20 protein-coding genes and 1 tRNA gene are annotated in these 24833 nt (G+C 47.7%); 14 read left to right on the forward strand and 7 right to left on the reverse strand.

All coding sequences use genetic code 11. From position 1 onward, the window contains the following. The first annotated feature begins 8 nt into the window (after window positions 1-8). The 7 genes from QZW47_RS09220 to QZW47_RS09250 all read left to right on the forward strand — a co-directional run bounded on the left by QZW47_RS09220 (window position 9) and on the right by QZW47_RS09250 (window position 9034). Entirely contained in the window at window positions 9-3713 is a 3705-nt protein-coding gene (locus QZW47_RS09220) for a response regulator (RefSeq protein WP_293126331.1), read from the forward strand. Beyond that, the gene (locus QZW47_RS09225) at window positions 3706-4080 is read left to right on the forward strand and encodes a response regulator (protein WP_293126333.1); all 375 of its coding nucleotides are present in this window, start codon (window positions 3706-3708) and stop codon (window positions 4078-4080) included. Before QZW47_RS09220 ends, QZW47_RS09225 begins: the two co-directional genes overlap by 8 nt. Continuing rightward, window positions 4077-5135 carry an adenylate/guanylate cyclase domain-containing protein gene (locus QZW47_RS09230; RefSeq protein WP_293126335.1) on the forward strand — a complete coding sequence of 353 codons (1059 nt, stop codon included), beginning with the start codon at window positions 4077-4079 and terminating at the stop codon, window positions 5133-5135. The genes QZW47_RS09225 and QZW47_RS09230 overlap by 4 nt, the downstream gene beginning before the upstream one ends. After that, a complete protein-coding gene (locus tag QZW47_RS09235; RefSeq protein WP_293126337.1) occupies window positions 5135-5329 on the forward strand; it encodes a hypothetical protein in 195 nt (64 codons plus the stop codon). Before QZW47_RS09230 ends, QZW47_RS09235 begins: the two co-directional genes overlap by 1 nt. A 186-nt stretch (window positions 5330-5515) precedes the next feature. After that, window positions 5516-6034 carry a Ycf51 family protein gene (locus QZW47_RS09240; protein ID WP_293126339.1) on the forward strand — a complete coding sequence of 173 codons (519 nt, stop codon included), beginning with the start codon at window positions 5516-5518 and terminating at the stop codon, window positions 6032-6034. Between the two features lie 187 nt (window positions 6035-6221). Then, on the forward strand, window positions 6222-7559 hold the full coding sequence (locus tag QZW47_RS09245; RefSeq protein ID WP_293126341.1) for an AAA family ATPase: 1338 nt from the start codon (window positions 6222-6224) through the stop codon (window positions 7557-7559). Then, window positions 7556-9034, forward strand: coding sequence for a tetratricopeptide repeat protein (locus tag QZW47_RS09250; protein WP_293126343.1), 1479 nt, complete (start codon window positions 7556-7558; stop codon window positions 9032-9034). The genes QZW47_RS09245 and QZW47_RS09250 overlap by 4 nt, the downstream gene beginning before the upstream one ends. Window positions 9035-9110: 76 nt before the next feature. On the opposite strand, the gene QZW47_RS09255 is transcribed toward QZW47_RS09250, so the two are convergent. The 3 genes from QZW47_RS09255 to QZW47_RS09265 are packed head-to-tail and all read right to left on the reverse strand — an operon-like array spanning window position 9111 to window position 10008. Continuing rightward, window positions 9111-9443: a type II toxin-antitoxin system RelE/ParE family toxin gene (locus QZW47_RS09255; protein ID WP_293126345.1), complete on the reverse strand. Its 333-nt coding sequence runs from the start codon at window positions 9441-9443 to the stop codon at window positions 9111-9113. Continuing rightward, a complete protein-coding gene (locus tag QZW47_RS09260; RefSeq protein WP_293126347.1) occupies window positions 9440-9784 on the reverse strand; it encodes a hypothetical protein in 345 nt (114 codons plus the stop codon). Before QZW47_RS09260 ends, QZW47_RS09255 begins: the two co-directional genes overlap by 4 nt. Beyond that, on the reverse strand, window positions 9784-10008 hold the full coding sequence (locus QZW47_RS09265) for a hypothetical protein (RefSeq protein WP_293126349.1): 225 nt from the start codon (window positions 10006-10008) through the stop codon (window positions 9784-9786). The genes QZW47_RS09260 and QZW47_RS09265 overlap by 1 nt, the downstream gene beginning before the upstream one ends. 297 nt (window positions 10009-10305) lie before the next feature. Here QZW47_RS09265 and QZW47_RS09270 point away from each other — a divergent pair, with 297 nt between their 5' ends. The 5 genes from QZW47_RS09270 (at window position 10306) to QZW47_RS09290 (ending at window position 17505) form a co-directional block, all read left to right on the forward strand. Beyond that, window positions 10306-11508, forward strand: coding sequence for a tetratricopeptide repeat protein (locus QZW47_RS09270; protein WP_293126351.1), 1203 nt, complete (start codon window positions 10306-10308; stop codon window positions 11506-11508). Window positions 11509-11587: 79 nt separating this feature from the next. Then, window positions 11588-13111 carry a carboxypeptidase M32 gene (locus tag QZW47_RS09275; protein ID WP_293126479.1) on the forward strand — a complete coding sequence of 508 codons (1524 nt, stop codon included), beginning with the start codon at window positions 11588-11590 and terminating at the stop codon, window positions 13109-13111. 132 nt (window positions 13112-13243) lie between these two features. After that, on the forward strand, window positions 13244-15664 hold the full coding sequence (locus QZW47_RS09280) for a sucrose synthase (protein ID WP_293126353.1): 2421 nt from the start codon (window positions 13244-13246) through the stop codon (window positions 15662-15664). A 918-nt stretch (window positions 15665-16582) separates the two neighbouring features. Then, window positions 16583-17293, forward strand: coding sequence for a peptidoglycan-binding protein (locus QZW47_RS09285; RefSeq protein WP_293126354.1), 711 nt, complete (start codon window positions 16583-16585; stop codon window positions 17291-17293). A 130-nt stretch (window positions 17294-17423) separates the two neighbouring features. Further along, window positions 17424-17505 (forward strand) — tRNA-Leu (locus QZW47_RS09290). A 254-nt stretch (window positions 17506-17759) separates the two neighbouring features. Here the strand turns inward: QZW47_RS09290 and QZW47_RS09295 are convergent. The 3 genes from QZW47_RS09295 to hetZ form a co-directional block, all read right to left on the reverse strand. Beyond that, window positions 17760-20126 (reverse strand): DUF3488 and DUF4129 domain-containing transglutaminase family protein, encoded by a 2367-nt coding sequence (locus tag QZW47_RS09295; protein WP_293126356.1) that lies wholly within the window; start codon window positions 20124-20126, stop codon window positions 17760-17762. 197 nt (window positions 20127-20323) lie between these two features. Then, complete coding sequence (locus tag QZW47_RS09300; RefSeq protein WP_293126358.1) at window positions 20324-21394, reverse strand: hypothetical protein; 1071 nt, start codon at window positions 21392-21394, stop codon at window positions 20324-20326. Then, window positions 21387-22568: a heterocyst differentiation protein HetZ gene (gene hetZ / locus QZW47_RS09305; RefSeq protein WP_293126360.1), complete on the reverse strand. Its 1182-nt coding sequence runs from the start codon at window positions 22566-22568 to the stop codon at window positions 21387-21389. The genes QZW47_RS09300 and hetZ overlap by 8 nt, the downstream gene beginning before the upstream one ends. Window positions 22569-22586: 18 nt before the next feature. Here hetZ and QZW47_RS09310 point away from each other — a divergent pair, with 18 nt between their 5' ends. Together QZW47_RS09310 and QZW47_RS09315 are read left to right on the forward strand one after the other, a co-directional pair. Continuing rightward, window positions 22587-22799, forward strand: a complete 213-nt coding sequence (locus QZW47_RS09310; RefSeq protein ID WP_293126362.1) for a hypothetical protein — start codon at window positions 22587-22589, stop codon at window positions 22797-22799. Between the two features lie 307 nt (window positions 22800-23106). Further along, a complete protein-coding gene (locus QZW47_RS09315) occupies window positions 23107-23571 on the forward strand; it encodes a hypothetical protein (RefSeq protein WP_293126364.1) in 465 nt (154 codons plus the stop codon). A gap of 192 nt (window positions 23572-23763) precedes the next feature. Here QZW47_RS09315 and sds read toward each other — a convergent pair whose 3' ends face one another. Then, window positions 23764-24735, reverse strand: a complete 972-nt coding sequence (gene sds, locus QZW47_RS09320) for a solanesyl diphosphate synthase (protein WP_293126366.1) — start codon at window positions 24733-24735, stop codon at window positions 23764-23766. Window positions 24736-24833 lie beyond the last annotated feature (98 nt).

Below are 24833 nucleotides of genomic sequence, written 5' to 3' on the forward strand. Positions count from 1 at the left end.
CCTAAAATATGCATCCCCACCTCCAGCGCCAACTCGAACAACTCGGTTTAGCCAGCGACTCCCCCCCTCCTACTGCCGAGCAGTGGCAGCTATTCTTAGAGCAGGTAAGCTGTAGCTACGACGGCGCTCGGAGACAGCAGGAACCTCAGCAGCAGGCGGGTGTGAACTCCCAACCCGTGGGGTGCTTGGAGGATTTGACTTCTTCGCCCCAGTTTCCTCAAGACTCTCCAACAGCTTCAGAAGTCGATCGGCTGCGGGCGACTGTCAACAGTTTGGGGGTGGGATTGTGCATCCTTGACTCCAAGGGGTTGGCGATCTCGGTGAATCCAGAGGCCCAACGGTTGCTGGGCTGGGCGGAATCGGAACTTGCAGGCTTGGGGCTGCTAGAGCGCATCAATAGCCCCCAAAACAAAGGCAACAAATTGCCAATTCTCACGGCGTTGAAACAGCCGTCAAGCATTGGCTCTTCTGAGGATCTAACACCTGCACTCTGTTGTTTGCAAGAGGCGATCGACTCCCGTCAACCTTACAACTGTTGGGAAGGTGAGTTTCTCTGCCGCGACGGCAAGATTTTACCAGTATCCTATTTTTTCAATCCCGCAGTTGAGGGTGGTGAAATATCAGTTTTGGTATTTTTTGAGATGAGGGAACACCAACAAGCCGCCAGAGAACAAGAGCGATCGCTCTCGATGCTCCAAGAAGTTTTAGAAGCTACAGATGCTGCAATTATTGCAGTTGACAAAGGCGGCGATGTATGCTATTTTAATCAAAAAATTGTGGAAATGTGGGGTGTGGGCGCGAATCTGATAAAATTGAGCAGCTCTGCTGAAGGTCACGTCAAAAAAACGAGAGAAGCAGCAATGGGTCTGGACGCAGGGAAATTAAAAGACCCGAAAAAGTTTATTGAAAACGCGATCGCATTGGAGGCTGACTCAGCTCCTCAAACCAGCGAATTGTTAGAATTTAAAGACGGAAAAATTAGAGAATTAAATTCGTTGCCATCAAAACTAGGAGCGAAAACAGTCGGCAGAGTTTGGATATTTCGAGACGTTACCGAACAAAAAGTGGAAGAATCTTGGCACAGCCTAGAATTAGATCAGTTGATTGCTACTTTGTCAACCAATTTGCTCTGCCTGCGGGGCTCGGAAATAGACAAAGGTATCGATCGCACCCTGGAAGCAATCGGCACATTCAGCGGCTGTGAGCGCAGTTACATCTACTTGTTATCCGAAGACAAAACCCGCGCCGACAAAACCCACGAGTGGTGCGCTGACGGCAGTGCAGAAATAACAGACAGCACAGACACCGCCAACATCCCAATGCTAGCAGAAAAGCTCGCTCGCGCCCCAAATCTCCACATCAAAGAAATCGCCGAACTCCTACCTTCAGAATTTGCAGAAATTGCCAGTTATGATGGCAACATTTCGGGCGAATTATTGATAAATTATCCATCCGAAATAGCCGATAAAATAGCAACGGCAGATTCCCAAACAACCGAATTAAACCAAATTCAAAAAAATCAGCGATCGCTGATAATTATTCCCCTAATTGGCAGCAGCAAAAACTTCATAGGATTTCTCGGATTCGACAGTTGCAGCCCGGGAAACAGTCGATCGACCGAAATATCCACACCTCTAAAAAAGCTAGGAGAAACCATCGCCAATACTATAGAACGCCAGCGAGCAGAAGTCACCACACCATCCGCCGCCACCAAATACCGCAACATCTTTGAAAACGCAGCCGAAGGCATATTCCAGACAACGCCGACCGGGCGCTACCTCACCGCAAACCCCGCGCTAGCCAACATTTACGGCTACGAAACAGTCGCCCAAATGATCGCAGAGATCCCGAATCTCAAGCGCCAACTATACGTAGACCCCAAGCGACGAGCCGAGTTTGTCGCCCAATTGGACGCGAGCCGCCAAGTGTCAAAATTTGAATCGCAAGTATACCGCGCTGACGGCACCATAATTTGGATTTCCGAAAACGCGCGCAGCATCTGCGACGCCAGCGGCAGGGTTTTATACTATGAAGGCACTGTCACCGACATCACCGATCGCAAACAAGCAGAATCCACCATGCAGTCGGCCCTAGAAGCAGCAGAATCAGCCAACCGGGCAAAAAGCACGTTTCTCGCCAACATGAGCCACGAACTACGCACGCCGCTCAACGCCATCATCGGCTACAGCGAAATGCTCAAAGAAGAAGCCCAAGAATTGGGCAGCGCCGAATCCATCTCGGATCTCGAAAAAATCCGCACCGCAGGAAAACACCTGCTGTCCCTGATCGACGACATCCTCGATATCTCTAAAATTGAAGCAGGGCGAATGGATCTCTACTTAGAAACCTTCGACATCAGCGCCCTAATTGAAAGCGCTGTGGCTACGGCTAGCCCGCTGGTGGAAAAAAACGGCAATACCCTAGAAATTTACTGTCCAGACAACCTTGATACTATGCACGCCGACATGACCAAAGTTCGGCAAGTGCTGCTGAACCTGCTCAGCAACGCTGCCAAGTTCACCAAAAACGGGAAAATTGCGATCGGAGTAGAAAAAATTAAAAATGAACAATTAAGAATGAAAAATCAAGAGGAATCTTCCCAAATTTTAATTTCCAACTCCGAATTTTTAGGTTTTCGCGTCACAGACACCGGCATCGGCATGACAAAAGAGCAATTGCAGCGAGTTTTTCAACCTTTTACCCAAGCTGACGCCTCGACAACCAAGCAGTACGGCGGCACCGGTTTGGGATTAGCTATCAGCCAGCGCTTCTGTCAGATGATGGGCGGCAGCATTGAGGCTAAAAGCGAGTTGGGTGCAGGCACAACTTTCACTGTACTGTTGCCCAGCGCCATCAAACAGCCGGAAATCCGCAACAATGTTCGCGACACCATTAGGGCCACAGACGCCCCCGCTGTCGGCACGGTTCTGGTAGTTGACGATGACCCGATTTCGCGGGATTTGATCCAGCGCACCCTGGCTCGCCAAGGACTGCACATCGAAGTCGCTGGCGGTGGCGAGCAAGCCCTCAGGCTCGCGAAGCAACTGCGCCCGGATGCGATTACCCTCGACGTGATTATGCCCGGAATGGATGGCTGGGCCGTGCTCTCCGCCCTGAAGGCAGATCCTGACCTTGCCGAAATTCCGGTAATCCTGCTATCCTTTGTGGGCAACAAAAGCCTCGGCTTTGCATTGGGTGCCTCGGACTACCTCACCAAACCAGTGGACGGCAAACGGCTGGTGGCCTTGTTGAATAAGTACCGACGCGACCAAGACGGGGCGGCCGCTCAGAGCTTGCCCGGTCAGATATTAGTTGTGGAAGATGATGATGCTACACGCCAAATCCTGCGGCGCATACTAGAAAAAAAAGGCTGGGCGGTGGCGGAAGCTGACAGCGGACGCACTGCTCTCGAACAGCTAGCAGTTGCTCGCCCGGAACTGATATTGCTGGATTTGATGCTGCCGGAAATGGATGGTTTTGAGTTAATCGCCGAACTTCGCAAGTCGCATTCTGGAGATCCTATACCAATAGTAGTGATTACTGCTAAGGACCTGACTCCCGCCGAAAGGCAGCAGCTCAACGGCTATGTCGATCGGGTTTTACACAAGGGAGTCTACAGTTGCGATACTTTGCTGCGCGATGTTCGCTCTATAGTGAATGACAGGCTCGATCGCAGGTACGACTCGAAAGGCAAGGAGAACACCAATGGCTAAAATCCTGTTGGTCGAAGATAACGAAATGAACAGGGATATGCTGTCCCGGCGTCTGGCGCGCAAGGGACACGAGGTTTTTATTGCAGTGGACGGTGCTGAGGGAGTGTCGATGGCGCTCGCAAAAGTACCGGATTTGATTCTAATGGATATGAGTTTGCCAGTGCTTGACGGGTGGCAAGCAACCCAGCAAATTAAGGCTGCTCCTGAGACTAAAACGATTCCGGTGATTGCGCTGACAGCTCACGCAATGGCTGGCGATCGCGAAAAGTGTCTGGCGGCAGGCTGCGACGACTATGACACCAAACCGGTCGAGTTTCCCCGACTTTTGGGTAAGATCGAAACGCTGCTCAAAGAGGCGATGACATGAAAGCTGACGAGGGCAGCGTGCTGGTTGTTGACGACAATGAGGTGAACCGCGATTTGCTGGCCCGCCGACTTCAGCGTCAAGGCCACGCGGTGACTGTTGCAGAAGATGGTGTCCAAGCTCTGGAACTGATGCGCGCAGAGCCTTTTGATTTGGTGCTCCTGGACATTATGATGCCGCAAATGAACGGCTATCAGGTTCTGGAACATCTCAAGGCCGATGAGAAGTTGCGCTACATCCCGGTAATTATGATTTCGGCGGTGGACGATATTGACAGTATTGTCCGCTGTATTGAGTTGGGGGCGGAGGATTATCTTTCTAAACCTTTCAATCCGGTATTGCTCAAGGCTCGGATTAGCGCTTGTCTGGAAAAGAAGCGGCTGCGCGATAAGGAACAGACGTATTTGCGCGAGTTGGCCTTGGAAAAGGAAAAGTCCGAGCGTTTGCTGTTAAATATTTTACCGGGCCCGATCGCGCAGCGCCTCAAAGAAGGGGAAAGTACGATCGCCGACAGTTTCGCTGAAGTTACTGTGATGTTTGCCGATTTGGTCGGTTTTACCAAGCTTTCGGCTCATTTGTCGCCAGCGGAGTTGGTAGAATTGCTCAACGAAATTTTTTCGGCTTTTGACGAGTTGGCCGATCGCTACGGACTTGAGAAAATTAAGACGATCGGCGATGCTTATATGGTAGTCGGCGGTTTGCCCAGGCCCAGCGACAACCACGCCGAAAGTATTGCCGAAATGGCGATCGAGATTCTAGCAGCAATGACTCAGATCCGCACCAAGGGAGGTCAGCCGCTCAGCATCCGCATCGGCATCCACACGGGCCCGGTGGAAGCTGGCGTCATCGGGACTAAAAAATTTACTTACGATTTGTGGGGAGACACGGTAAATACAGCTTCCCGCATGGAATCTCAAGGCGTCCCCGGTGCCATTCAGGTGACAGTTGCTACCTACGAGCGCCTGCGCGACAAGTACATTTTTGAGCAGCGCGGCGTGATTTCGGTCAAAGGCAAAGGCGATATGATGACTTATTTGCTTGTGGCCAGAAAAAGCTAATGGGGCATGGGGCATGGGGCATGGGGCATTGGGCATTGGGCATGGGGCATCTCGCCCTGAGCGAAGTCGAAGGGTGGGGCATGGGGCATTGGGCATGGGGCATTGGGCATTGGGCATCTCGCCCTGAGCGAAGTCGAAGGGTGGGGCATTGGGCATTGGGCTATCCTCACTTTTTTGAGAACCGCGATAGTTAAATTTAAATAATAATTTAGTACGATTATTCTGCTGAGTTCCGTATCTTTTGCGATTCGGAAGTATAGTATAATTTCTTAGTCACAGCCTTAGATATTACCAATGACCAATGACCAATTACCAATGACCAATGACCAATTACCAATGACCAATTACCAATGACCAATTACCAATTACTAAATTGACAAATGAACGTAAATTCTAACCTTTTAATGTACGCCCAATGGGCGGGAATTCTAACAGCAGCTTTGTTTGTTTTAACAATCATAGCATTTATCTTGAAATGGGGTTTTCGCTTCCGATTAGTAGGAGTGACCAGCTTTATGGGCGTCATTGCTGCGAGTATATTCGGTCTCGGTTTGGGACTGTTTTCGCGCACAGAAATTCCCGGTGCAGTTCGCTATTCTTTAGTTTACGATACCGGCGGCGCCCAAACAGTAGTTACCGTGCCACCTTCGATTACTGAGTCGGAGTTAGAAGCCACGATGCGACAAGTGGCTGCGGATTTGTACTCCCCAGGGCGTTCTGGAAGCGGAAGAGACTACATGACAATCAGGGTTCGGACGGTGGTACATCCGGAACCGGGTCTATCGCAGCCGCTGTTTTTGGGCGAGGTGAGGCGATCGCTGGCAACTAGGTATGATGACAAAATGGCGATCGACATCTTCCCCGAAAAAGTCGCAACCCTGAAAAAATACCAAGCCTAAAAACAAAGGTTCGTAGTAAGGAATTTATTCCTCTCTACCTAGTTAAGGTAGTAGGGTGCGTCGCCATTGACAAGCCATAAACTTGACAGACAATCTCATAGCGACGCACCAGACTCAATATCGAGTCGAGGCATAATAAAATGATTGCAACTATACTTATTAAAAAAACAAAAACACCGAAAAAATTATGACTCAAAATACAGAACAACTACTAAAAAAGCTCTACAACGCCTTTAACCCATATTCTCCTTTACCAGCAGGCGACCCCCAATATGTTGACTGTGGGGAAGTGCGGGGAGATGACAATATTACCAAAGACTTGGGACGCAACATTCAACGTTCCGAACAAAATACTTGTCAGTTGTATGCAGGACATCGCGGCGCCGGAAAATCTACTGAATTGCTGCGGCTGGAAAAACATTTACAAGACAAAGGTTATTTTGTAGTTTATTTCGCGGCTGACGAACAAGATATCAATCCAGAAGATACTGAATATACAGATATTTTGCTGGCTTGCACCAGACATTTATTAGAAACTATTAAAGATACTGATTCAAAACCTTTGCGCGATTGGATGAAAGACCGTTGGAACGATTTAAAAGATTTAGCGCTGACAAAAGTATCTTTTGAAACATTGAGTTTGGAAATGCAAATTGCTCAGTTTGCCAAGCTGACAGCAAATGTGAGAAACGAACCGAGTTTGCGCCAAAAAATCCGAGAAAAAGTTAATCCCTACACGCAAACACTGATTGAGGCGCTGAATGAGTTTATTGGTGCTGCTAAAAAAAAGTTGCCGGCCCAATATTTGCAACTGGTAGTAATTGCCGATAATTTAGATAAGATTGTACCGTTTTCTAAGGACGGAGGAGAACGCAGCAATCTCGACGAAATTTTTTTAGATCGTAGCGAACAACTCAAAGCTTTAGATTGTCACGTCGTTTACACTGTGCCCATCGCGATGGTGCATTCCAATCGAGCGAGCGATTTAAGAAACAATTATAATAATATTCCGCAAGTGCTGCCAATGATTATGGTATGCAATCCCAGCGGTGAAATTTACCTGCCCGGACTTGCTAAAATGAAAGAGGTGATTGAGAAGCGGGTAAAAAAAGTAGCTCCGAATTTATGTTTAGAAACAAAGTTATTTGATACCACAGAAGCCCTAGAAAATCTGTGTTTGATGAGCGGGGGTCACGTCAGGAATTTGCTGTCGATTTTGCAAGGAGCGATAAATCAGATAGATGAGTTGCCAATTACTGCAAAAGCGGTGCAAAGGTCGATTACAAAAGAACGTAATGTTTATTGCAGTGTTCCTGGAAAAGATGACTGGTCAATTTTAGCTAAAGTATCTGTCGATCGGGAGATACTTAATGACGAACAGCACCGCAATTTGCTGTTCAGCCGCTGTATTTTGGAATATCGATACTATAATGATGAAGGAGAAATGCAGGTTTGGTATGACGTTCACCCGCTGATTAAAGGTATTAAGCAATTTAAGGATGCTGTCGCACTACTTGAGTCATGAAACCAAAAGCGATCGATTGGGACGAAGATTTGCCACCAGCAGAACCAGAGGAAGAATATCAAGCTCTGGTGCGCTCTCTCAAGCGGACAGATGGTTTTCGGTTGCTGTTTGTTGAGTGTTCGCCGGCGGAGGGGGAACGCTTGATTTCGCGAGTTAAAACTGATATTCCACAGCCAAGAATTGAGGTTTTGCCGTTGGATAAGGCGGTTTATAATTTTTACGATCTAATTGAAGAGTTGCCAAATCGCGATCGAATCAATATCCTGTTTGTCAAGGGTTTAGAATATTCGCTTTACGAGTACGAACAAGAAAAAAAGGCACTTGGATGGGAAAGTAAGGATATTTATTCTTACAGTTGGCGGGGAGTGCCGCCTGTTTTAATTAATTTAAACCAGCAGCGAGAACGATTTCGAGATAATTTTAAGATTTGCTTTGTGTTTGTAGTGCCTAAGTTTGTTGTGAATTATTTTATTCAGCGCGCACCAGATTTTTTTGATTGGCGATCGAGTTTGTTTAAGTTTTCGATGGATGGAGACAGCCTGCAAGCAGAATCAATCAAAGCTTGTTCGGAAAGATGGAAGAAAGAAGATTATGTGTCTCTGACTCCCGAAGAACGCAAACGGGAATTGGTGAGAATTCAAACTTTAATTGATGAAGACAGGCAAACACCTGAACAAAAAGCTGAATTGTTTTATGAACAAGCTTTATTGTATGACTTTGCTGAACAATCTGCAAAGGCGATAGCCTCCTACGACAAAGCCTTAGAATTCAAACCAGATTACCACGAAGCCTGGTACGGCCGGGGCATTGCACTGGGTAATTTAGGCAGATTGGAAGAAGAGATCGCCTCCTTCGACAAAGCCTTAGAATTCAAACCAGATTTACACGATGCCTGGAACAATCGGGGCTATGCACTGTATAATTTAGGCAGATTGGAAGAAGCGATCGCCTCCTTCGACAAAGCCTTAGAATTCAAACCAGATTTACACGAAGCCTGGAACAATCGGGGCGGTGCACTGGTTAATTTAGGCAGGTTGGAAGAAGCGATCGCCTCCTACGACAAAGCCTTAGAATTCAAACCAAATTTACACGAAGTCTGGCTCAATCGGGGCAATGCACTGGGTAATTTAGGCAGATTGGAAGAAGCGATCGCCTCCTACGACAAAGCCTTAGAATTCAAAACAGATGACCACGAAGCCTGGATCAATCGGGGCAATGCACTGGGTAAATTAGGCAGATGGGAAGAAGCGATCGCCTCCTACGATAAAGTCTTAGAATTTAAACCAGATGACCCGGACGCATTTTATAATAAAGCTTGCTGCTATGCGTTAAGCGGTCAAGTTGACTCATCTATTCAAAACTTGCAGCGGGCGATCGCCCTAAATCCTCACAAATACCGAGAAGTGGCAAAAACTGACTCGGATTTTGACAAAGTGCGATCGCACCCTGAGTTTCAAGCGTTAATTCAAGGATAGTTCGATCGCACCTAACGCCGAATTAGGGCGATCGAACTTCTGTTAGTAGATCGATCGGCAATCAGGCTGCACTAGGTTAAACTTCTTCATCGATGTTAGATAAAATGTCTTCCAAATCCCGAGCACCATGCAAAACCCGAAGAATTTCGACCCGATCGTCCTGAATTTGGTAAAAGATTAGATAATCCTGAAAATCTTTAATTCGCCACTGACGAATTTCCCCCATGCCAGAAGATACCAATTGCACGATCTTCCCCATTCCCGGTATCGTCGCTAATTGGGCAAAAGTAGCTTCAGCTAACTCTAGAAATCGCTGGGCAGTACGAGCATTTCCATTTACCAGAATATAATTTGCTTGTTGCCTGATATCTTGAGTAGCACGATTTTTGACAATTAACTGATAACTCATGTCTGTTGCGGCGAATCGTCACCGAAAACCGATGCGCGCAACTTCTGCCAGTATGCAGCAGTCACGGGTTCTCCCTCTGAGTCTAAACCCTCTTGCAACAAATTTTCTAACTTGGCTTGTGCCTGTTTTCGCTGGCGATCTTGCTGCACCAAATCTAGGAAATACTCTACCGCATTGGTGTAAGCCCCTGCCTGAATTTGATCTTCAATATAGGTTTGCAGATCTTCTGGTATGGCAAGAATAACGTTCATCGTCACCACAGATTTAGGATATCTATCATTGTAGCAAATGGCTCTAGGTACGGATATCAGCCTAAAATTTATTGCATAAATTGTCACCATCAGGCTTCTGACCTGCTGAGGAACACAACCGCTGCTACCGAATACGGTATAATTTCGTCATAACATAACACCATTTTATGATAAATATGCACTGCACGCTCGACTCGATTTATCGATTCAAAACTTGCAGCGCGCGATCGCCCTAAATCCTCACAAATACCGAGAAATGGCAAAAACAGACTCGGATTTTGACAAAGTGCGATCGCACCCTCAGTTTCAAGCATTGATTCAAGCACAAAAAGACTGAACATTTACATACTTGTGCTGCGGAGTTTGACATCCCAGCCCGATCGCCCTTTCCCCTATTGTCTGCGTGAGTCCTAAAAAAAGTATTAATATATACCTAAAATCTCAATACTTACGTATATAGCACAATCTAGACTTGAAAAAAATCCAAAATTCCTGTAAGATATCAAAAAATAACAATTAACAAGCTATAGCTCGGGGTCAAAAGCCAGCGACATCTTAATATAAAAGAAGAAACGACAGACAATTTTACATAATTTAAGAGGTGAAAACCCTTGCAAAAATTAGCTAGCAGAGAAAAGCCTCTCGACTCTGGGGAAAAATCCATTCCAGTCAACGCCCAAAACGCTCAAACGCTGTACGATCGCGGTAACGCCCTAGAAGCAATGGGACGCTTGTCAGCAGCACTCGAATCTTGGTCAAAGGCGATCGAACTCGAACCGAAATTTCACGAAGCTTGGTACAACAAAGGCGTAGCCCTCAGAAAATTGGGACAGCTACCAGAAGCAATCTCGGCGTACAACAAATCATTAAAAATTCAACCCAACAATCCAGAAGCGTGGTATAATCGCGCGAACGTTCTGCGAAAGCTCAACAGACTATCAGAAGCGATCGCCTCCTACGAACAGGCGATCGAACTTAAGCCAAACTATCACGAAGCTTGGACGAACCGCGGTAACACCCTCGTCAAATTAGAAAAATTCTCAGAAGCCCTCGAATCCTACGACAAAGCGATCGCCATCAAAGCAGACTGCTCAGAAGCTTGGTACAACAAAGCATTCGCCCTGAAAAACTCGGGTCAAAATGCAGCGGCGATCGCCTCCTACGACAAAGCGATCGAACTAAAACCAGATTTGCATCAAGCCTGGTACAACCGCGGCTTAGCCCTAGCCGATGAAAAACTCTACCCCGAAGCCGTTGCTTGCTACGACAAAACCCTGCAACTGCGGCCGAATTCGCCCGAAGTGTGGAACAAACGCGGCACGGCGATCGCCCAAATGGGAAAATTTAAAGACGCGATCGCCTGCTGGGACAAAGCCATCGCACTCAAGCCAGACGACAGCGAAACCTGGTACAACCGCGGCCTGGCCTTAGCCAACTTAAAACGTTTTGCAGAAGCAGTCGGCTCTTGGGACAAAACCCTAGAGTTGCAGCCCAACAATATCGAAGCCTGCTACAACCGCGCCGTCGCCCTCAGAAAAATTGAACGATTTACTGAAGCGATATCTTCCTACGATAAAATCATCGCACTCACACCCGACGATCCAAATATTTACTATCAAAAAGCCTGCATCTACGCCCTAGAAAAATCAGCAGGCGATCGCAAAAATAGCCCGGAAGCTGTAGCAACGAGCACCCGCAATGCGATCGAAAACTTATCAAAGGCGATCGAACTAAATCCGGAAAAATACCGTAAACTGTGCCAGAATGACTCTAAATTGCTTACAATACGGGAAGAAGTGCGGTTTTTAGCTTGATTTCAGGGTAGCAATGATTGATGGATACAGATGCCGCACCGCAACCTTTGTAGGCAAAACAGCACCACAAACCCCAATCATGCAAACCCTAGACAAAACTCAAGCAAAATTCGCTCAACTCGCAGCATATCTCAGCGAAGTTACGGACATTGAATCAGCCTCCTCACTGCTACATTGGGATCAGGCGACTTATATGCCTGCCAAAGGTGCAACTGCTAGAGGCCGCCAGTTGGCCACTCTCAAACAAATATCCCACGAAAAATTTACTGACCCCAAAATTGGCGAACTCCTAGAAGACTTGCGTTTCTACGAACAAACCCTCCCCTACGATTCCACCGCAGCCAGCCTGATCCGCATCGCCCGCAGAGATTACGATCGCGCCGCCAGAGTCCCCGCCACCTTCATGTCAGCACTCTGCCGCCACCAAGCCGACTGCTACGAAGTTTGGGCCACCGCCAAAGCAGCCAACAACTTCGCAGCAGTCGAACCGTATCTCGAAAAAACCTTAGAATTAAGCAGGCAGTACGCCGACTTTTTCCCCGGATACGAACACATTGCCGATCCTTTGATCGATCGCAGCGACTACGGCATGAAAGTATCCCTGCTGCGCCCGCTGTTCGCCCAACTGCGTCAAGAATTAGTGCCCATAGTCGAAGCCATCACCTCACAACCTCCCGCCGACGACTCCAGTTTGCACCAAAAATTCTCAGAATCCCAACAACTAGAATTCACCCGCACAGTCGTAAAACTGATGGGCTATGACTTCCAGCGCGGACGCCAAGACACCACCCTGCACCCGTTCATGACCAACTTCTCCATAGACGACGTGCGAATCACCACCCGCGTCTACGAAGATCACCTCGATCAAGCACTCTTCAGCAGCATCCACGAAGCCGGACACGCCCTCTACGAACTCGGCAATTCCCCGGAATTTGAAGGAACGCTACTCGCAGGTGGCATTTCCTCCGGCGTGCACGAAAGCCAGTCGCGACTTTGGGAAAATTTAGTCGGGCGCAGCCGCGGTTTTTGGCAGTATTTTTACCCGCAACTGCAAAGCCTGTTTCCGCAGCAGTTGGGTGCAGTATCCCCAGACGCATTTTACCGCGCCATTAACAAAGTCTCGCGCAGTCTCGTCCGCACCGACGCCGACGAAGTAACCTACAACCTCCACGTCGCCATCCGCTTTGACCTAGAATTGGCAATGGTAGAAGGCAAACTAGCAGTGCGAGACCTCCCCGAAGCCTGGAACGATCGCTATAAAACAGACCTCGGTGTTGTCCCCGCCACCGACAGCGACGGCGCCATGCAAGACGTTCACTGGTACGTCGGGACGATCGGCGGAATGTTCCAAGGTTACACCCTCGGCAACTTGATGAGCGCTCAATTCTACGAAACCGCCGTTAAAACTAATCCCGAAATTCCCACACAAATAGAACAGGGAAACTTTACCGTACTCCACCATTGGCTCAAAGAAAACATCTACCAGCACGGCCGCAAATACACCGCCGTCGAATTGATCGATCGTGTCACAGGCTCACCTTTAACTATCGATCCGTTTGTCCGTTACATTCGTCACAAATACGGGGAATTTTATGTCATTTGAGGGATAGCAATTTCACATTGCAGACTTTAAGATGAGATAAAAAAAAGTAGGCGCCTAAAAAAAAGGGAGATACTAATACTGTATCGCCCTTTTTCACAGCAAAAATCAAAAATCTCAAATAAGGGAGTATCTATGTCTGAACTCTTTGAGGCTGTTATTGCCAGCGACGAAAAAACCGACTTGCGGCAGTTTGCCAGCGATTTGCGGGCTTTGGGAAACAAATATTTGCTGCGAAACGACATAGTTAGCGCTTTTGCCGCCTACTGCACCAAATACGAAAAGCCCGAACAGTTCCATCAATCTTCTCATTTGAGCAAACTGATTTACTACGTTCAGGAAATTATTCTCGAACCAGGCAGCCTTTGCGTCCTGCTGCGGCCAAAAATTGCGACAATGGAAATAGTCCGAGTCGGAGACGATTTGACACTAGAGCCGATGACAGTCCAAGAATTGCTCGACGTGCGCGATCGCTTCGTCAACCACTTTCACCCCCAAGAAGGTGACATCCTCGAACTAGATTTCGGCCCGTTTTACGACTATTCGCCCTCCATACGCGACCCCAAAAACATCGGTAAAGGAGTGCAATTCCTCAACCGATATATGTCCAGCAAACTGTTTCAAGACTCCAAACAGTGGCAGGAAACTCTATTTAATTTCTTGCGAATTCACCGCTACAACGGCGTACAGTTACTAATTAACGATCGCATAAAATCGCAAGAACAACTTTCAGAACAAGTCAAAAAAGCCCTCACCTTTGTCAGCGAACTTGCTGAAGAAGAACCCTACGAAAGATTTCGATTTGTCTTGCAAATGATGGGTTTTGACGCAGGTTGGGGAAATACCGCAGCCCGCGTCCAAGAAACCTTAGGAATTCTAGACGAATTAATTGATTCCCCCGACGCGCAAACCCTGGAAGCATTTATTTCTCGCATCCCGATGATTTTCAAAATCGTCCTAGTTTCTCCTCACGGCTGGTTCGGCCAAGAAGGAGTTTTGGGGCGGCCGGATACGGGCGGTCAAGTAGTTTACGTACTCGATCAAGCCAAGAATTTAGAGAAACAACTGCAAGAAGAAATTCATCTGGCAGGCCTCGAAAGTTTAGGCGTCAAACCAAAAGTAATTATTCTCACCCGGTTAATTCCTAACAGCGACGGTACCCGCTGCAACGAACGCTTGGAAAAGGTTCACGGCACCGAAAATGCTTGGATTTTGCGGGTTCCATTCCGCGAGTTCAATCCCAAATTGACTCAAAATTGGATTTCGCGCTTCGAGATTTGGCCTTATTTGGAAACCTACGCGATCGATGCAGAAAAAGAACTGCTGGCAGAGTTTCAAGGCAAGCCAGATTTAATTATCGGCAATTATTCTGACGGCAACTTGGTAGCATTTTTGCTGTCGCGAAAACTCAAAACTATTCAGTGCAATATTGCCCACGCACTCGAAAAATCTAAATATTTGTTCAGCAATCTCTACTGGCAAGAATCCGAGGAAAAATACCATTTTGCCATGCAATTTACTGCCGATATCATTGCCATGAATGCGGCTAATTGTATTGTCAGCAGCACCTATCAAGAGATTGTTGGTAAACCCGATAGTGTCGGTCAGTACGAATCTTACAATTGTTTTACCATGCCGGATTTGTACCATGTCGTCAACGGCATTGAACTGTTCAGCCCTAAATTTAACGTCGTGCCGCCGGGAGTCAACGAAAGCGTATACTTTCCCTATACGCGCAGCGAAGATAGGGTGCAGGGCGATCGCGATCGACTCAACGAACTGCTGTTTACCCTAGAAGACCCGGAACAAGTCTTCGGAACACTCGACGACCCGCAAAAGCGCCCTTTATTTTCCATGGCCAGGCTCGATCGCATTAAAAACCTCACAGGCCTAGCAGAATTGTTTGGAAAAAGCAAGGAATTGCAAGAAAAATGCAACTTAATTCTAGTAGCCGGCAAGCTCAGAGTAGAAGAAACCGAAGACTACGAAGAAGCCGAAGAAATTAAAAAGCTCTACGCAATTATCGAGCAATACAACCTGCACGGTAAAATTCGCTGGCTGGGAGTGCGGCTTTCCAAAAGCCTGTCCGGCGAAATCTACCGGGTAATCGCCGACGGCCAAGGTATATTTGTACAGCCAGCCTTATTTGAAGCTTTCGGCTTGACAATCCTTGAAGCAATGATTACCGGCATTCCAACATTCGGGACGCAGTTTGGCGGCCCCCTGGAAATCATTCAAGACGGGGTAAATGGGTTTTATATCAACCCGACCCAACACCAGGAAACCGCGCAAACAATTCTCGATTTTTTATCGAAATGCGAACACAATCCCAACTATTGGTATGAAATTTCAACCCGAGGAATAGACCGAGTTTACAGCACGTATACTTGGAAAATTCATACTAGCAGGCTGCTAAACCTTGCCAAGACTTACGGTTTCTGGAACTACTCGTCTAAGGAAAACCGCGAAGATATGCTCCGCTACATAGAAGCGCTGTTTTATCTGATTTACAAGCCGAGAGCAAAGGCTTTACTCGCAGAACACGCGAAGCGCTAAGGGCCGAGTTGAGACATTAGAGGCCGGTTGACCGAAAAAACTTGGCCTCTAATGACAGTTGACAGTTGACAGTTGACCGTTGACAGTTGACAGTTGACAGTTGACAGCTAGCAAGAAGATATGTCGTCGAGGGGTTGACAGTTGACAGTGACCTCTAGCTGGAACCCAGAGGATGGGAGCAATTAATTGTCTGATTTTAATTTCTCGCTTGCAAGCCAGAGGCTTTCAACCAATTCTTTGTGGTAAACATTTGTAAATGAAAGGAGGTTCTGCACAAGAAAACTGAGCCTGATATCAATGGTGAAAAGCATTGCTACAGATAAATTGTATGTAAGAATATGTAGCAACTTAGCATCATCCTTTCCTAGTGAGGGGTTCTGCAACTTTTAATAACAAAAGTATAAAATTTATAAGAGTAGCAAAACTTTTTTGAATAAACAGAAAAAACCCGCTTTTTCCCAAAATTTTTGCTTTGGTAGCTAAACATCTCGCAATCCACCGGCTTGAACTCGAATCGTGCCAAGCAGCCCCTAATTCCAACTTGCAAATTCCAACTCGCAACTTCTGGCGGAGGCTCTCCCGATTACCCAAATTTTAGAGCCCGCGGTCGATATCGCAACCGCCCCTTAGGGTGAAAACGTTGTTAATAGCCCGAGTCCCCATGCGGTTGATTCCCTCTCCAGCAACCATAACTAAAGCCTTCTGACTTCGGCCTTGTGACAAAAACCTTCTACCCTCTTGCTTCTTCCTGATTCCTGACCTCCCTTACATCACTTCAATCGGTTAAACAATACGTTGCCAGACTTGCTTATTCCTGATTTTTATTTATTTCTCAGAAAGCTATCCGGGTAATACAATGAGATTGAGAAACATGAAAACAGGGAAACCTTGTCAAACCTCACCAACAGGATGAAACTTATGCGTGTAACTACTGTTACGATTTTCAGCTTGCTCGCTCTGCTCGCTCCCGGGTTGACCAGAAAGGCAAATGCAGCCTTCGAGTCCAAACCCTTTGTGCAGGAACAGTACCGCAGAGACTTTGCTGCTCCCGCCGATCCGGGTGCGTCGGCACAGCCTGATGCAAATTCCCAAGGAGATATGTTTAATAAGCCTTTTTATGCGGGCGAGCAAAAGCCTGTCAGAAAGGAAAAAACTATCTCAGCAGGAGCTGACGGCCCAGAAGTTGCTGCCATACAGCAGCGGTTGCAAGTTCACGGTTTGTCGATCGGCACGATCGACGGTTCCTATGGTTCTCGCACCACATCCGCTGTCAGGGCATTTCAGCAGTCTAAGGGATTGAACTCCGACGGCATCGTGGATAAACAAACTTGGACAGCTCTAGCTGCCGATCCGGCCGCTGGTTCTGAAACTTTGCAGAGCAATGCTCCAATTCAAAATAGCGCTCCTGCTAGTGTCAATCCTGCTACTGCTCTGACTAAAGGCGCTGCTGGTTCCAAGGTGAAGACGTTACAGGTGCGTTTGGAAGTCCTGGGTTACGATCCGGGCCCGATCGACGGCATTTTTGGCGCTCGCACTGCTACGGCTGTCAAGAAATTTCAGGAGTATAAGGGTTTGACGGCTGACGGTGTGGTAGACGAAATCACCTGGAAGGCGATCGGTCAAAACTAAGTCACCAGTCAGAAATTGGGAAAATTGCTGTGGCGATAACTCATCACTGAACCCGGCGTCTAAAAATGACCGGGTTTCTCGATGTTGACCGATCGCTTTGTTGTGTGTTATAATTTTTCAGTGTCAAAATGCGGATATGGCGAAATTGGCAGACGCGCCAGATTTAGGTTCTGGTTCCGAAAGGAGTGAAGGTTCAAGTCCTTTTATCCGCATATCATAGAAGACTGGGCGGTTGAAACCGCTTCTATACAAACAAAACCCGCCTCCGCGGGTTGAAGAGCAGGCGCTTAAAATTCAATACGCTTGGGATTATAAGACTGGGCGGTTGAAACCGCTTCTATACGAACAAAACCCGCCTCCGCGGGTTGAAGAGTGGGTAGTTAAAATCACCGGATTTTATTAATTATCTTCAGTCCGCGGAGGCGGACTTCGTTTGTGTAGACGCGGTTTCAACCGCCGTCGTATCTTAAAACCAGCGCTTTTTTAGTTTCTGCAAGTGCGATCGCCTCAAATTTTCCACCAACCGCCGCAACTGATTCAAGTTTCCCGCTTCACCGCCATACTTCCACCGCACGTAAGCTTGCGAAACTTCCTCAATTACCTCAGCTTCATCAGTTGCATGATGGCCGCGCATAGCCTGAGCATACTCCAAAGGCGTTTGAGCTTTCTGCTTGGCAAATCCCCGGCTTGCCAAATCCTTTAGCATTTGCTGGTAAACTCCCTCCACCGGCGGCAATTTCCCCAGCCAGCGACGGTAGCGCCACTTGCGCCACCCTTGCCAAACTAACCAGCCAAGGAAGCCAAAGCCGATCGCACTAATCAACCCAATAAATAAGCCCACCCAACCGTTAGCAAACTGTCCCAGAAACCAGCCCAGAATCAAAGTTATCCAGCCAATCACAAAACTGATAACAGAATCGAGCCCGCTTCTCAGAGGCGTCGGTAGCCAACCCGCAATCCACTTCCAAAACGATTCCAGCGCGCTAAAAGTCTGGTTGTCTTCTATGGAAGCCGGAATCAGCGGATAACCGGGAATCGGATTAAAACCCAACCAACCGTAATTGGGAAAATATACTTCTGTCATCAAGAAAGCGTCGGTATTCTTGACAACGTACAAACCAGTAAACGGGTTGAATTCTCCCGTATCGAAACCGCCAGCCACTCGCGCCGGAATCCCGATCGATCTGAGCATCATTGCTAGTACCGTCGAAAAATGGTCGGGATATCCGCCTCTAACTTTTTTGCCGTCTTGCGTGTTTTTGTAGCCAAACAGAAAACCCTCGACTAAATCTTCGGTTTCTTCCAAGTAAGGCAAAGCTTTTTCAATTTTGTAATTCGGATTTTGCTTCAAATATTGAGCTAAGTACAAAGCTTTTTCGTAGGGAGAATCGATCGCCCGCTCCGACTTCGCTACTCTAGTTCTCGCCTGCAAAATTTCTTCAGTTTTTTCTCGCACCTTTAGGGCTATTTTTGGAGGCACATCCAAATAAAATCTGCGAATATTTTTCGGATAATTAGTACCAGTTTGCCCCAACACGGAGCGATCGCGAACAGGTACATTAGAAATCACCGTATAAGTCAAACCTTCCCGCAATTCCACAGGCGATCGCAAACCGCCCTCCGCATCCACCGCCACATCCTGCGTCGGAAAATACAGTTCCTTCGGCTTAGCCAAAGCCGGAATCAAATTCGGCAACTGAGCAATTACAGTATAACTTTGAATCACTTCTTGAATTCGGGGCGCATTGGGAAACGGATTCAGATAAAATTGAAAAGACCACCTTGGTCTATTCACCTTTTGAGCTTGTTCGTTACGAGAAATTTCCCAACCTTGACCCGTGTATTTGTCGAAGCCCAAAACGCGCCAAAAACCCGCCGCCTGCGATCGCACCCGCATCACCACTTGGGGTTTCATTTCCCCCCGCAAATTTTGATTGATGCGCTGGTTGAAACCGTAATAAAAAGTAGAGTCCACCTCTCCTGGCCCTTTGTCTGGGTTTCTCCCCCTTCCTGAGCCAGTTCCGTTTTCATTTCCCCCTCTGACATACCCCGGATTCAGAATGCTGCGCGAGTCAAACTCTCCCTGATATTCAATCGGAGCGCTGACGGGAAAAGTCCGCAACTGATAGCCCGGGAGGCGTGGCAAAAACGCAAAAATAGTCAGCCCCAACCCGACAGTTATCAGCAGCAGCAAACCAAAATATTTGGGGGATAAAGTGGCAGCAAATAACGATGTGTTGTGTTTTTTTTCTTCACCTTCTGCTTTGTGCTTTGTAGCTTCTGGGTTTGACAGGCCCAAGCGCGATCGGTAATCCAGCACCAGAGTCGGCAGCGCTAAAGCCAAAAACACTACCAGCAAAGGCCCAAAAGTCAGCGTTTGACTGATTGTCGCCGCGACGCTCAACAGAATCAGCCCAATGACGATCGAATAGCCCAAATCCTTGCGGCGGGGCAAATCGAAGCTGTGCAGGACTTGAATGTGAATTAACAGTTGCGCCAAAACTAACCGCGTATCGTTTAATTCTCCTACCAAGCGGGTAAAAAAAGCGAACAGCGCCACCAGCATGGCAATAGCTATGCAGAATTTAGCAGCTACATTGCGATCGCGCCGGCGGTACCAACTCCAAGTTGCTCCCACAATACTAACAGGCACAGCCCACAAGTTCAGGGCTTCTTCAGCAGCAACATCCGTAGCCACAATTCCCACAATTACCAACAACTGAACTAGGATTCGCAGCAGTAAAGAATCCTCAGTCACCGGCGGAGGCATTGCCTCTATCTGCTCCCACAGCTTACCTAAAATAGGTATATTTCGCAGGCTATCAGTTGTCATGTGCACCCATCCAAGTCGATTTTAGATTTTAGATTTTAGATTTTAGATTTAGTCTCGCATTGAATCTGGGAGAACTTTCACTAATCTCTAAAATTTTTGGCTTTCCACCATGACAGAAGTCTGGGGACGGCATCTATTTTTTGTGTGAGGTAAAACCACAGAGTAAAAATCTACATAATTTACTCTATTTTACCTTTTTAGTTGCTATTTTGTGCCGCTGAATTTGGACGAATAGCAAACATCAGAGGTCTACTTTCAAAGTTTTGGAAGCTAACTTCTAGGGCATAAATCTTATCAGGTTGCGGGTCAAACAACTCCACACTTAAATGCCCTGAATTCGGACGCTGTGCTGTTGCTTCTGCATCTCCTCCCTTGAGTTCCAAACTTCCTGCTCCCGGAAATTGGCAGTCAACTCTTAAACACGGCATTGGTTGTTCTGTGTTGCGGTTAAACACGTATTGAGCTTGCAGGTTCAGCGAGCCCAAACCAGTCAGCCACTCTCTCGAAACCGGGGGCTGATTCACTGGACAATTTAAAGTTAGAGAGTCTATGATTTCCCGGGCTGCCAACAGCGACAGCACCATTTGTTGATCCGTAGTTGCGGCTTCGTAATTTGGGAAATCTTCTACATCTAAAACTCCTCGCAAAGCACCTCTAAGCACTAAACCGGCTAATTCGTTGAGTTCATTGGACTGACCCGGAAATAAACTATCTACAGCGCGAACTAACTTCGCTCCTTCCCGCAGCGACGACATTACCAGTTCCTGACAAGGTTCTAGCAGTTGAGCAAAAACCCCTTGGGCGATCGGAATTGGCAGCCGACCCCATCTAATATTTTGTAGTTGGGGAGTCCAGAGGTGCAGGGGGGGAACCCATTGGGGGACTGCATCGTCTGGATAATCGTGGTCATAGCTTTTGAGTTCTGTTTCCCAGGGGAACAGCGGCGGGTTGGATTCAATGGAGGCTCTAAGCCTCTCTTTTAATAGGGTCTGAAAGCGGTCTTGCACGGTCGGTATTTCTCCAATTGTCAGCGGTTGTGCGGGTGCATTGCTGTGCGCCCCGACTTGATAGTCCAGCGGGTCTGGTTCGTCCCATTCCCAGTATTCCACCCCGGAATTCTCTTCTGTGTCGCCCCACTCTTGGGAGCCAGGGAGTCCATTGAGGTTTTGGTCATCTTCGCTAGAGGCATTCGCTATTGGCGCCTCCAATATCCAGTCTAAAAAATGGCGCTCGAAAGCCTCTGCATCCCCGTTCGTTTCGTTATTCATCACTAGATGCCCCTTCTCCGGAATCTGAACTATTTCGCAATTCCCAGGCAAGTTCCAGCAATTTAAACCACCGTTTCTGTACCTGGGCCACCGTGCTGCCGAGGGTTTGCGCGATCGCCGACTCTGACAGACCCTGTTGTTTCAACTTTAACAAACGCTGCCCCTCTGGGCCGATTTGCTCACCAAAAATTTGCCACTGAGAAGGCAGCAAACCCAAATTTCGATCTAAGTCTGCTTCCAGCCACTGGTGAACGAGTTCCCAGCGGTGCGACATGGCGAACCTGAGCAAATGGTACTTGAAGCGCTGCTGCAAATAATCTCTTTGGCGTGGTGTGATGCCCAGCAGCGACTCTATTTCATTAGTCGGCAAGTCTTGCAACCGCAGCACGAAGTAATCGGCGCAGTCTTTTTGATCGCGTTCTTTCAAGTAAGCGACTAATTCGTCTATCACGTTTTGCCGCAGAGATTCTGACTCGTCACCTAGCGAGCGAATTGCTGACGAACCCTGACGGGCCATCGCTTCTCGCACCGAGTGTACCGATGTGTCGTTCCAAGTTTGGTCGGAATCTGTAGCCCCCCCTTCGGCGGCTTGTTCCATATCTACAGAGGTTTCTTTCGGCTGCTGCTGGGAAAAAGTTTGGGCGCGTAAAATAATTAGTTGCTGGCTGCGGTTGCGAGGTAAAGGAATGCGCCGCTTGCCGAAGCGCTCTACAAACGCCATGTACTCTGCTAGTTCTAAGCGAGTGCGGGGACTGTAGGTAGGTGAAAGTTGGGTTTCGCGCCGGAATGCTTTTAAGGCTTCCAGATAAAATGCTTGCAAAAAATCTTTGATCAGTTCTACTCGCGCCTGATAGCTAGACTGCACCTGCGGAGGAGTTATGTAGCGATAGACGATCGCGCTGAGGGTACTGTGTAATTCTACTCGCCCGGGCCCGGAGCCTAAATTGTAATAGTGGAGGCATTGTTGCAAGCGGTGCTGAGCCAGGCTCTGGGCTGAACCTTCTATGTCTCCGGAGGTTTGAATCCGCTGGCTTTCTGTGCATATCCTAGTGACTTCTGCTGCGAGTCGGCCTGCTACATCTTGGCAGTTCTGCTCAGACGCGCGAGTGGACTTTTTAAGTTCGTCTAGCAGCAGTTGAAATATGGTGTCCACGCTCTGGCAGATTTCCCGCATGATGGTTTACAGCTAACAATGAAACTAGCACAGTTAGTACCAGTATGGATAAATGTTTTTTACAGCTACTTTACCTGGTTTCCCCGGGACAGGACAAACTGCAATGCCCTCAATCTCTTCCTCCGCAAAAACACGGAGGACTGGTTGTTTCTAATCTGTGGTGCTGGAGGCACCATCCGCCCAAAAGCCTGTTTGAGCGGTATTTGGTGGCAAGGGCGAGAACGGTTTTAGCAGCCACCAGTTTTTGGGCATCCTGCACCATAAATTTTGTCTCAGCTACCGAGATCGGGATTAATTAAATCTGGCTCGCGCGCCTGACGTTTTTAGACTGATCGGCTCAAATGTCAATTTGTCTAAATAATGCGGCTTTTTTTCGGCAAAACGGTCTATTTGGTTAGATATTTAATATTCATTTATTATATTCATGGGACTTGGGATTTGGGATTTTACATTTTCAGGCGTGCTGCTGGGTAATATATACTTGGACGCGCACCTGTTAACCTGAAATTTAAAATTTTAGATATCCCAGAACTGACTGATGGATTTAGACCAACAGATTCAAGCACTGATCGACCAAGCTCCGCCAGACGGTTCGACGCCACAAATCCTCAAGGCGATCGCCCCGGCGCTGATTTTAATCGCCCAACAGCTACAGCATCTCGAATACTCGATCCTGCAAGCGGTAGACCAAAGTTGGGCGATCGTGGTTTTGAGCAATCTCAAGGAACCGGGACGCGAGAAAAAGGTGGTTTATGCTTTTCCCACTTTTCAAGATGCGTCGTCGGCAGCCGCCGTTGGGGGCGATCGCGTCAGGCCAGTGCCTTTGCCCGTTACTCACATCTTATTTCAGATGATAGCTCTCGAAGGTCTAGACAGCATTGTTTTTTTTGAAAAGCCCGGGAATCAGGAAGTCGGGACGGAAATCCCCCGCCAGCAAGTGCAGGAGTTAGTTACCGTTTACTTGCAACAATATCGATCGGCTCCACCGCCGGATATTGCCTAAATATAGCCTTTGTCAATAAGTCTGAGTATGTCCGGTAATTGGTAATGGAGAATTGGTAATTGCTAATTGCTCGCGTTCTGCATAACGCACTTAAGCAGCGCCATAACTCAATTCCTGATGAATTGGTAATAGGGAATTCTCCATTACCAATTCTCTCTTACCAATTCCCCGCAAACTGTAACTTTTTAACGTTTAATAAAGCCGGCTCAAAACGTAATCGGCTAAATCAATCAAAGCTTGACTGGACTCTGAATGGGGCAGGGCAGCTAGGTATTCGACAGCTTGCTGTGCGTGATGGGTTGCTAGTTCTCGCGATCGCTCTATGCCGCGAGAATCTGCTACCAGTGACAAAGCCTGCTCTATATCTCCTTCTTGGGCGAACTCCCGTTCTATGAGAACTTCCAAGTAAGGCTTTTCTTCCAGGGCAAATAGGGCTGGTGCTGTCAGATTACCGCTTCTGAGATCCGAGCCTGCGGGTTTCCCCAAAGTTTCCGTAGAAGCGGTGAAATCTAATATATCATCTACTATTTGAAAGGCCAAACCAATGTTGCGACCGTAGTTGTACAAATCGTCTGCGATTTCCGCTGAAACTTCGCTCAAACAGCCGGCAGCTTTGGAACTGTTGGCAATTAAAGACGCTGTTTTGTAATAACTTTTTTCGAGGTACGCTTCGATCGACAAGCTAGTGTCAAATCCATTTAGTCCCTGTTGAATTTCCCCCTCAGCTAAATCCATAATCACTTCTGAAAGCAGTTTGACTACTGGCAGGTTGTCCAGATTCGCCAAGTGCCATGAAGATTGAGCAAACAGAAAATCTCCCGCCAATACGGCCACTCGGTTGTTAAACCGACTGTGTACTGTGGGTACTCCCCGCCGCAGATCCGACTCGTCTACTACGTCGTCGTGAACTAGGCTAGCTGTGTGGATCATTTCCGTGATTTCAGCGAGACGGCGGTGTTTTTCCGTAATTAGACGATCGGGCATCGTTGTCCGGGCCACCAATAAGACTATTGCGGGTCTCACCCGTTTTCCCTTTGTGCCGAATAAGTATTCTGCAGCCGCGTACAATATGGGATGACGGGCACCCACTAACTGTTTTAAGTTTTCTGTCAACAGTCGCAGGTCTTCTTCAACCGAGGAAAATAGGAGAGTGCTAGAGATCATGGATACGCCGACTCAAGCCGTAAAGTAACAAAATTTTACATATCATATCTTTATTTTAAGCCAATTCTCTGCAATAGGGAAGAAAATATAGGCGCTCG

Origin of the sequence: Microcoleus sp. bin38.metabat.b11b12b14.051 (assembly GCF_013299165.1) — a bacterium.
Classification (GTDB): Bacteria; Cyanobacteriota; Cyanobacteriia; order Cyanobacteriales; family Microcoleaceae; genus Microcoleus.

What these genes read in the sequence shown, in the direction of transcription:
- QZW47_RS09235 (WP_293126337.1), top strand. Translation starts at nt 5,135, where the DNA reads ATGGGGCATGGGGCATGGGGCATGGGGCATTGGGCATTGGGCATGGGG.
- QZW47_RS09275 (WP_293126479.1), top strand. Translation starts at nt 11,588, where the DNA reads ATGCAAACCCTAGACAAAACTCAAGCAAAATTCGCTCAACTCGCAGCA.
- QZW47_RS09245 (WP_293126341.1), top strand. Translation starts at nt 6,222, where the DNA reads ATGACTCAAAATACAGAACAACTACTAAAAAAGCTCTACAACGCCTTT.
- hetZ (WP_293126360.1), bottom strand. Translation starts at nt 22,568, where the DNA reads ATGCGGGAAATCTGCCAGAGCGTGGACACCATATTTCAACTGCTGCTA.
- QZW47_RS09315 (WP_293126364.1), top strand. Translation starts at nt 23,107, where the DNA reads ATGGATTTAGACCAACAGATTCAAGCACTGATCGACCAAGCTCCGCCA.
- QZW47_RS09260 (WP_293126347.1), bottom strand. Translation starts at nt 9,784, where the DNA reads ATGGTGACAATTTATGCAATAAATTTTAGGCTGATATCCGTACCTAGA.
- QZW47_RS09220 (WP_293126331.1), top strand. Translation starts at nt 9, where the DNA reads ATGCATCCCCACCTCCAGCGCCAACTCGAACAACTCGGTTTAGCCAGC.
- QZW47_RS09295 (WP_293126356.1), bottom strand. Translation starts at nt 20,126, where the DNA reads ATGACAACTGATAGCCTGCGAAATATACCTATTTTAGGTAAGCTGTGG.
- QZW47_RS09250 (WP_293126343.1), top strand. Translation starts at nt 7,556, where the DNA reads ATGAAACCAAAAGCGATCGATTGGGACGAAGATTTGCCACCAGCAGAA.
- QZW47_RS09285 (WP_293126354.1), top strand. Translation starts at nt 16,583, where the DNA reads ATGCGTGTAACTACTGTTACGATTTTCAGCTTGCTCGCTCTGCTCGCT.
- QZW47_RS09240 (WP_293126339.1), top strand. Translation starts at nt 5,516, where the DNA reads ATGAACGTAAATTCTAACCTTTTAATGTACGCCCAATGGGCGGGAATT.
- QZW47_RS09300 (WP_293126358.1), bottom strand. Translation starts at nt 21,394, where the DNA reads ATGAATAACGAAACGAACGGGGATGCAGAGGCTTTCGAGCGCCATTTT.
- QZW47_RS09310 (WP_293126362.1), top strand. Translation starts at nt 22,587, where the DNA reads ATGAAACTAGCACAGTTAGTACCAGTATGGATAAATGTTTTTTACAGC.
- QZW47_RS09255 (WP_293126345.1), bottom strand. Translation starts at nt 9,443, where the DNA reads ATGAGTTATCAGTTAATTGTCAAAAATCGTGCTACTCAAGATATCAGG.
- QZW47_RS09280 (WP_293126353.1), top strand. Translation starts at nt 13,244, where the DNA reads ATGTCTGAACTCTTTGAGGCTGTTATTGCCAGCGACGAAAAAACCGAC.
- QZW47_RS09265 (WP_293126349.1), bottom strand. Translation starts at nt 10,008, where the DNA reads ATGCTTGAAACTGAGGGTGCGATCGCACTTTGTCAAAATCCGAGTCTG.
- QZW47_RS09225 (WP_293126333.1), top strand. Translation starts at nt 3,706, where the DNA reads ATGGCTAAAATCCTGTTGGTCGAAGATAACGAAATGAACAGGGATATG.
- QZW47_RS09230 (WP_293126335.1), top strand. Translation starts at nt 4,077, where the DNA reads ATGAAAGCTGACGAGGGCAGCGTGCTGGTTGTTGACGACAATGAGGTG.
- sds (WP_293126366.1), bottom strand. Translation starts at nt 24,735, where the DNA reads ATGATCTCTAGCACTCTCCTATTTTCCTCGGTTGAAGAAGACCTGCGA.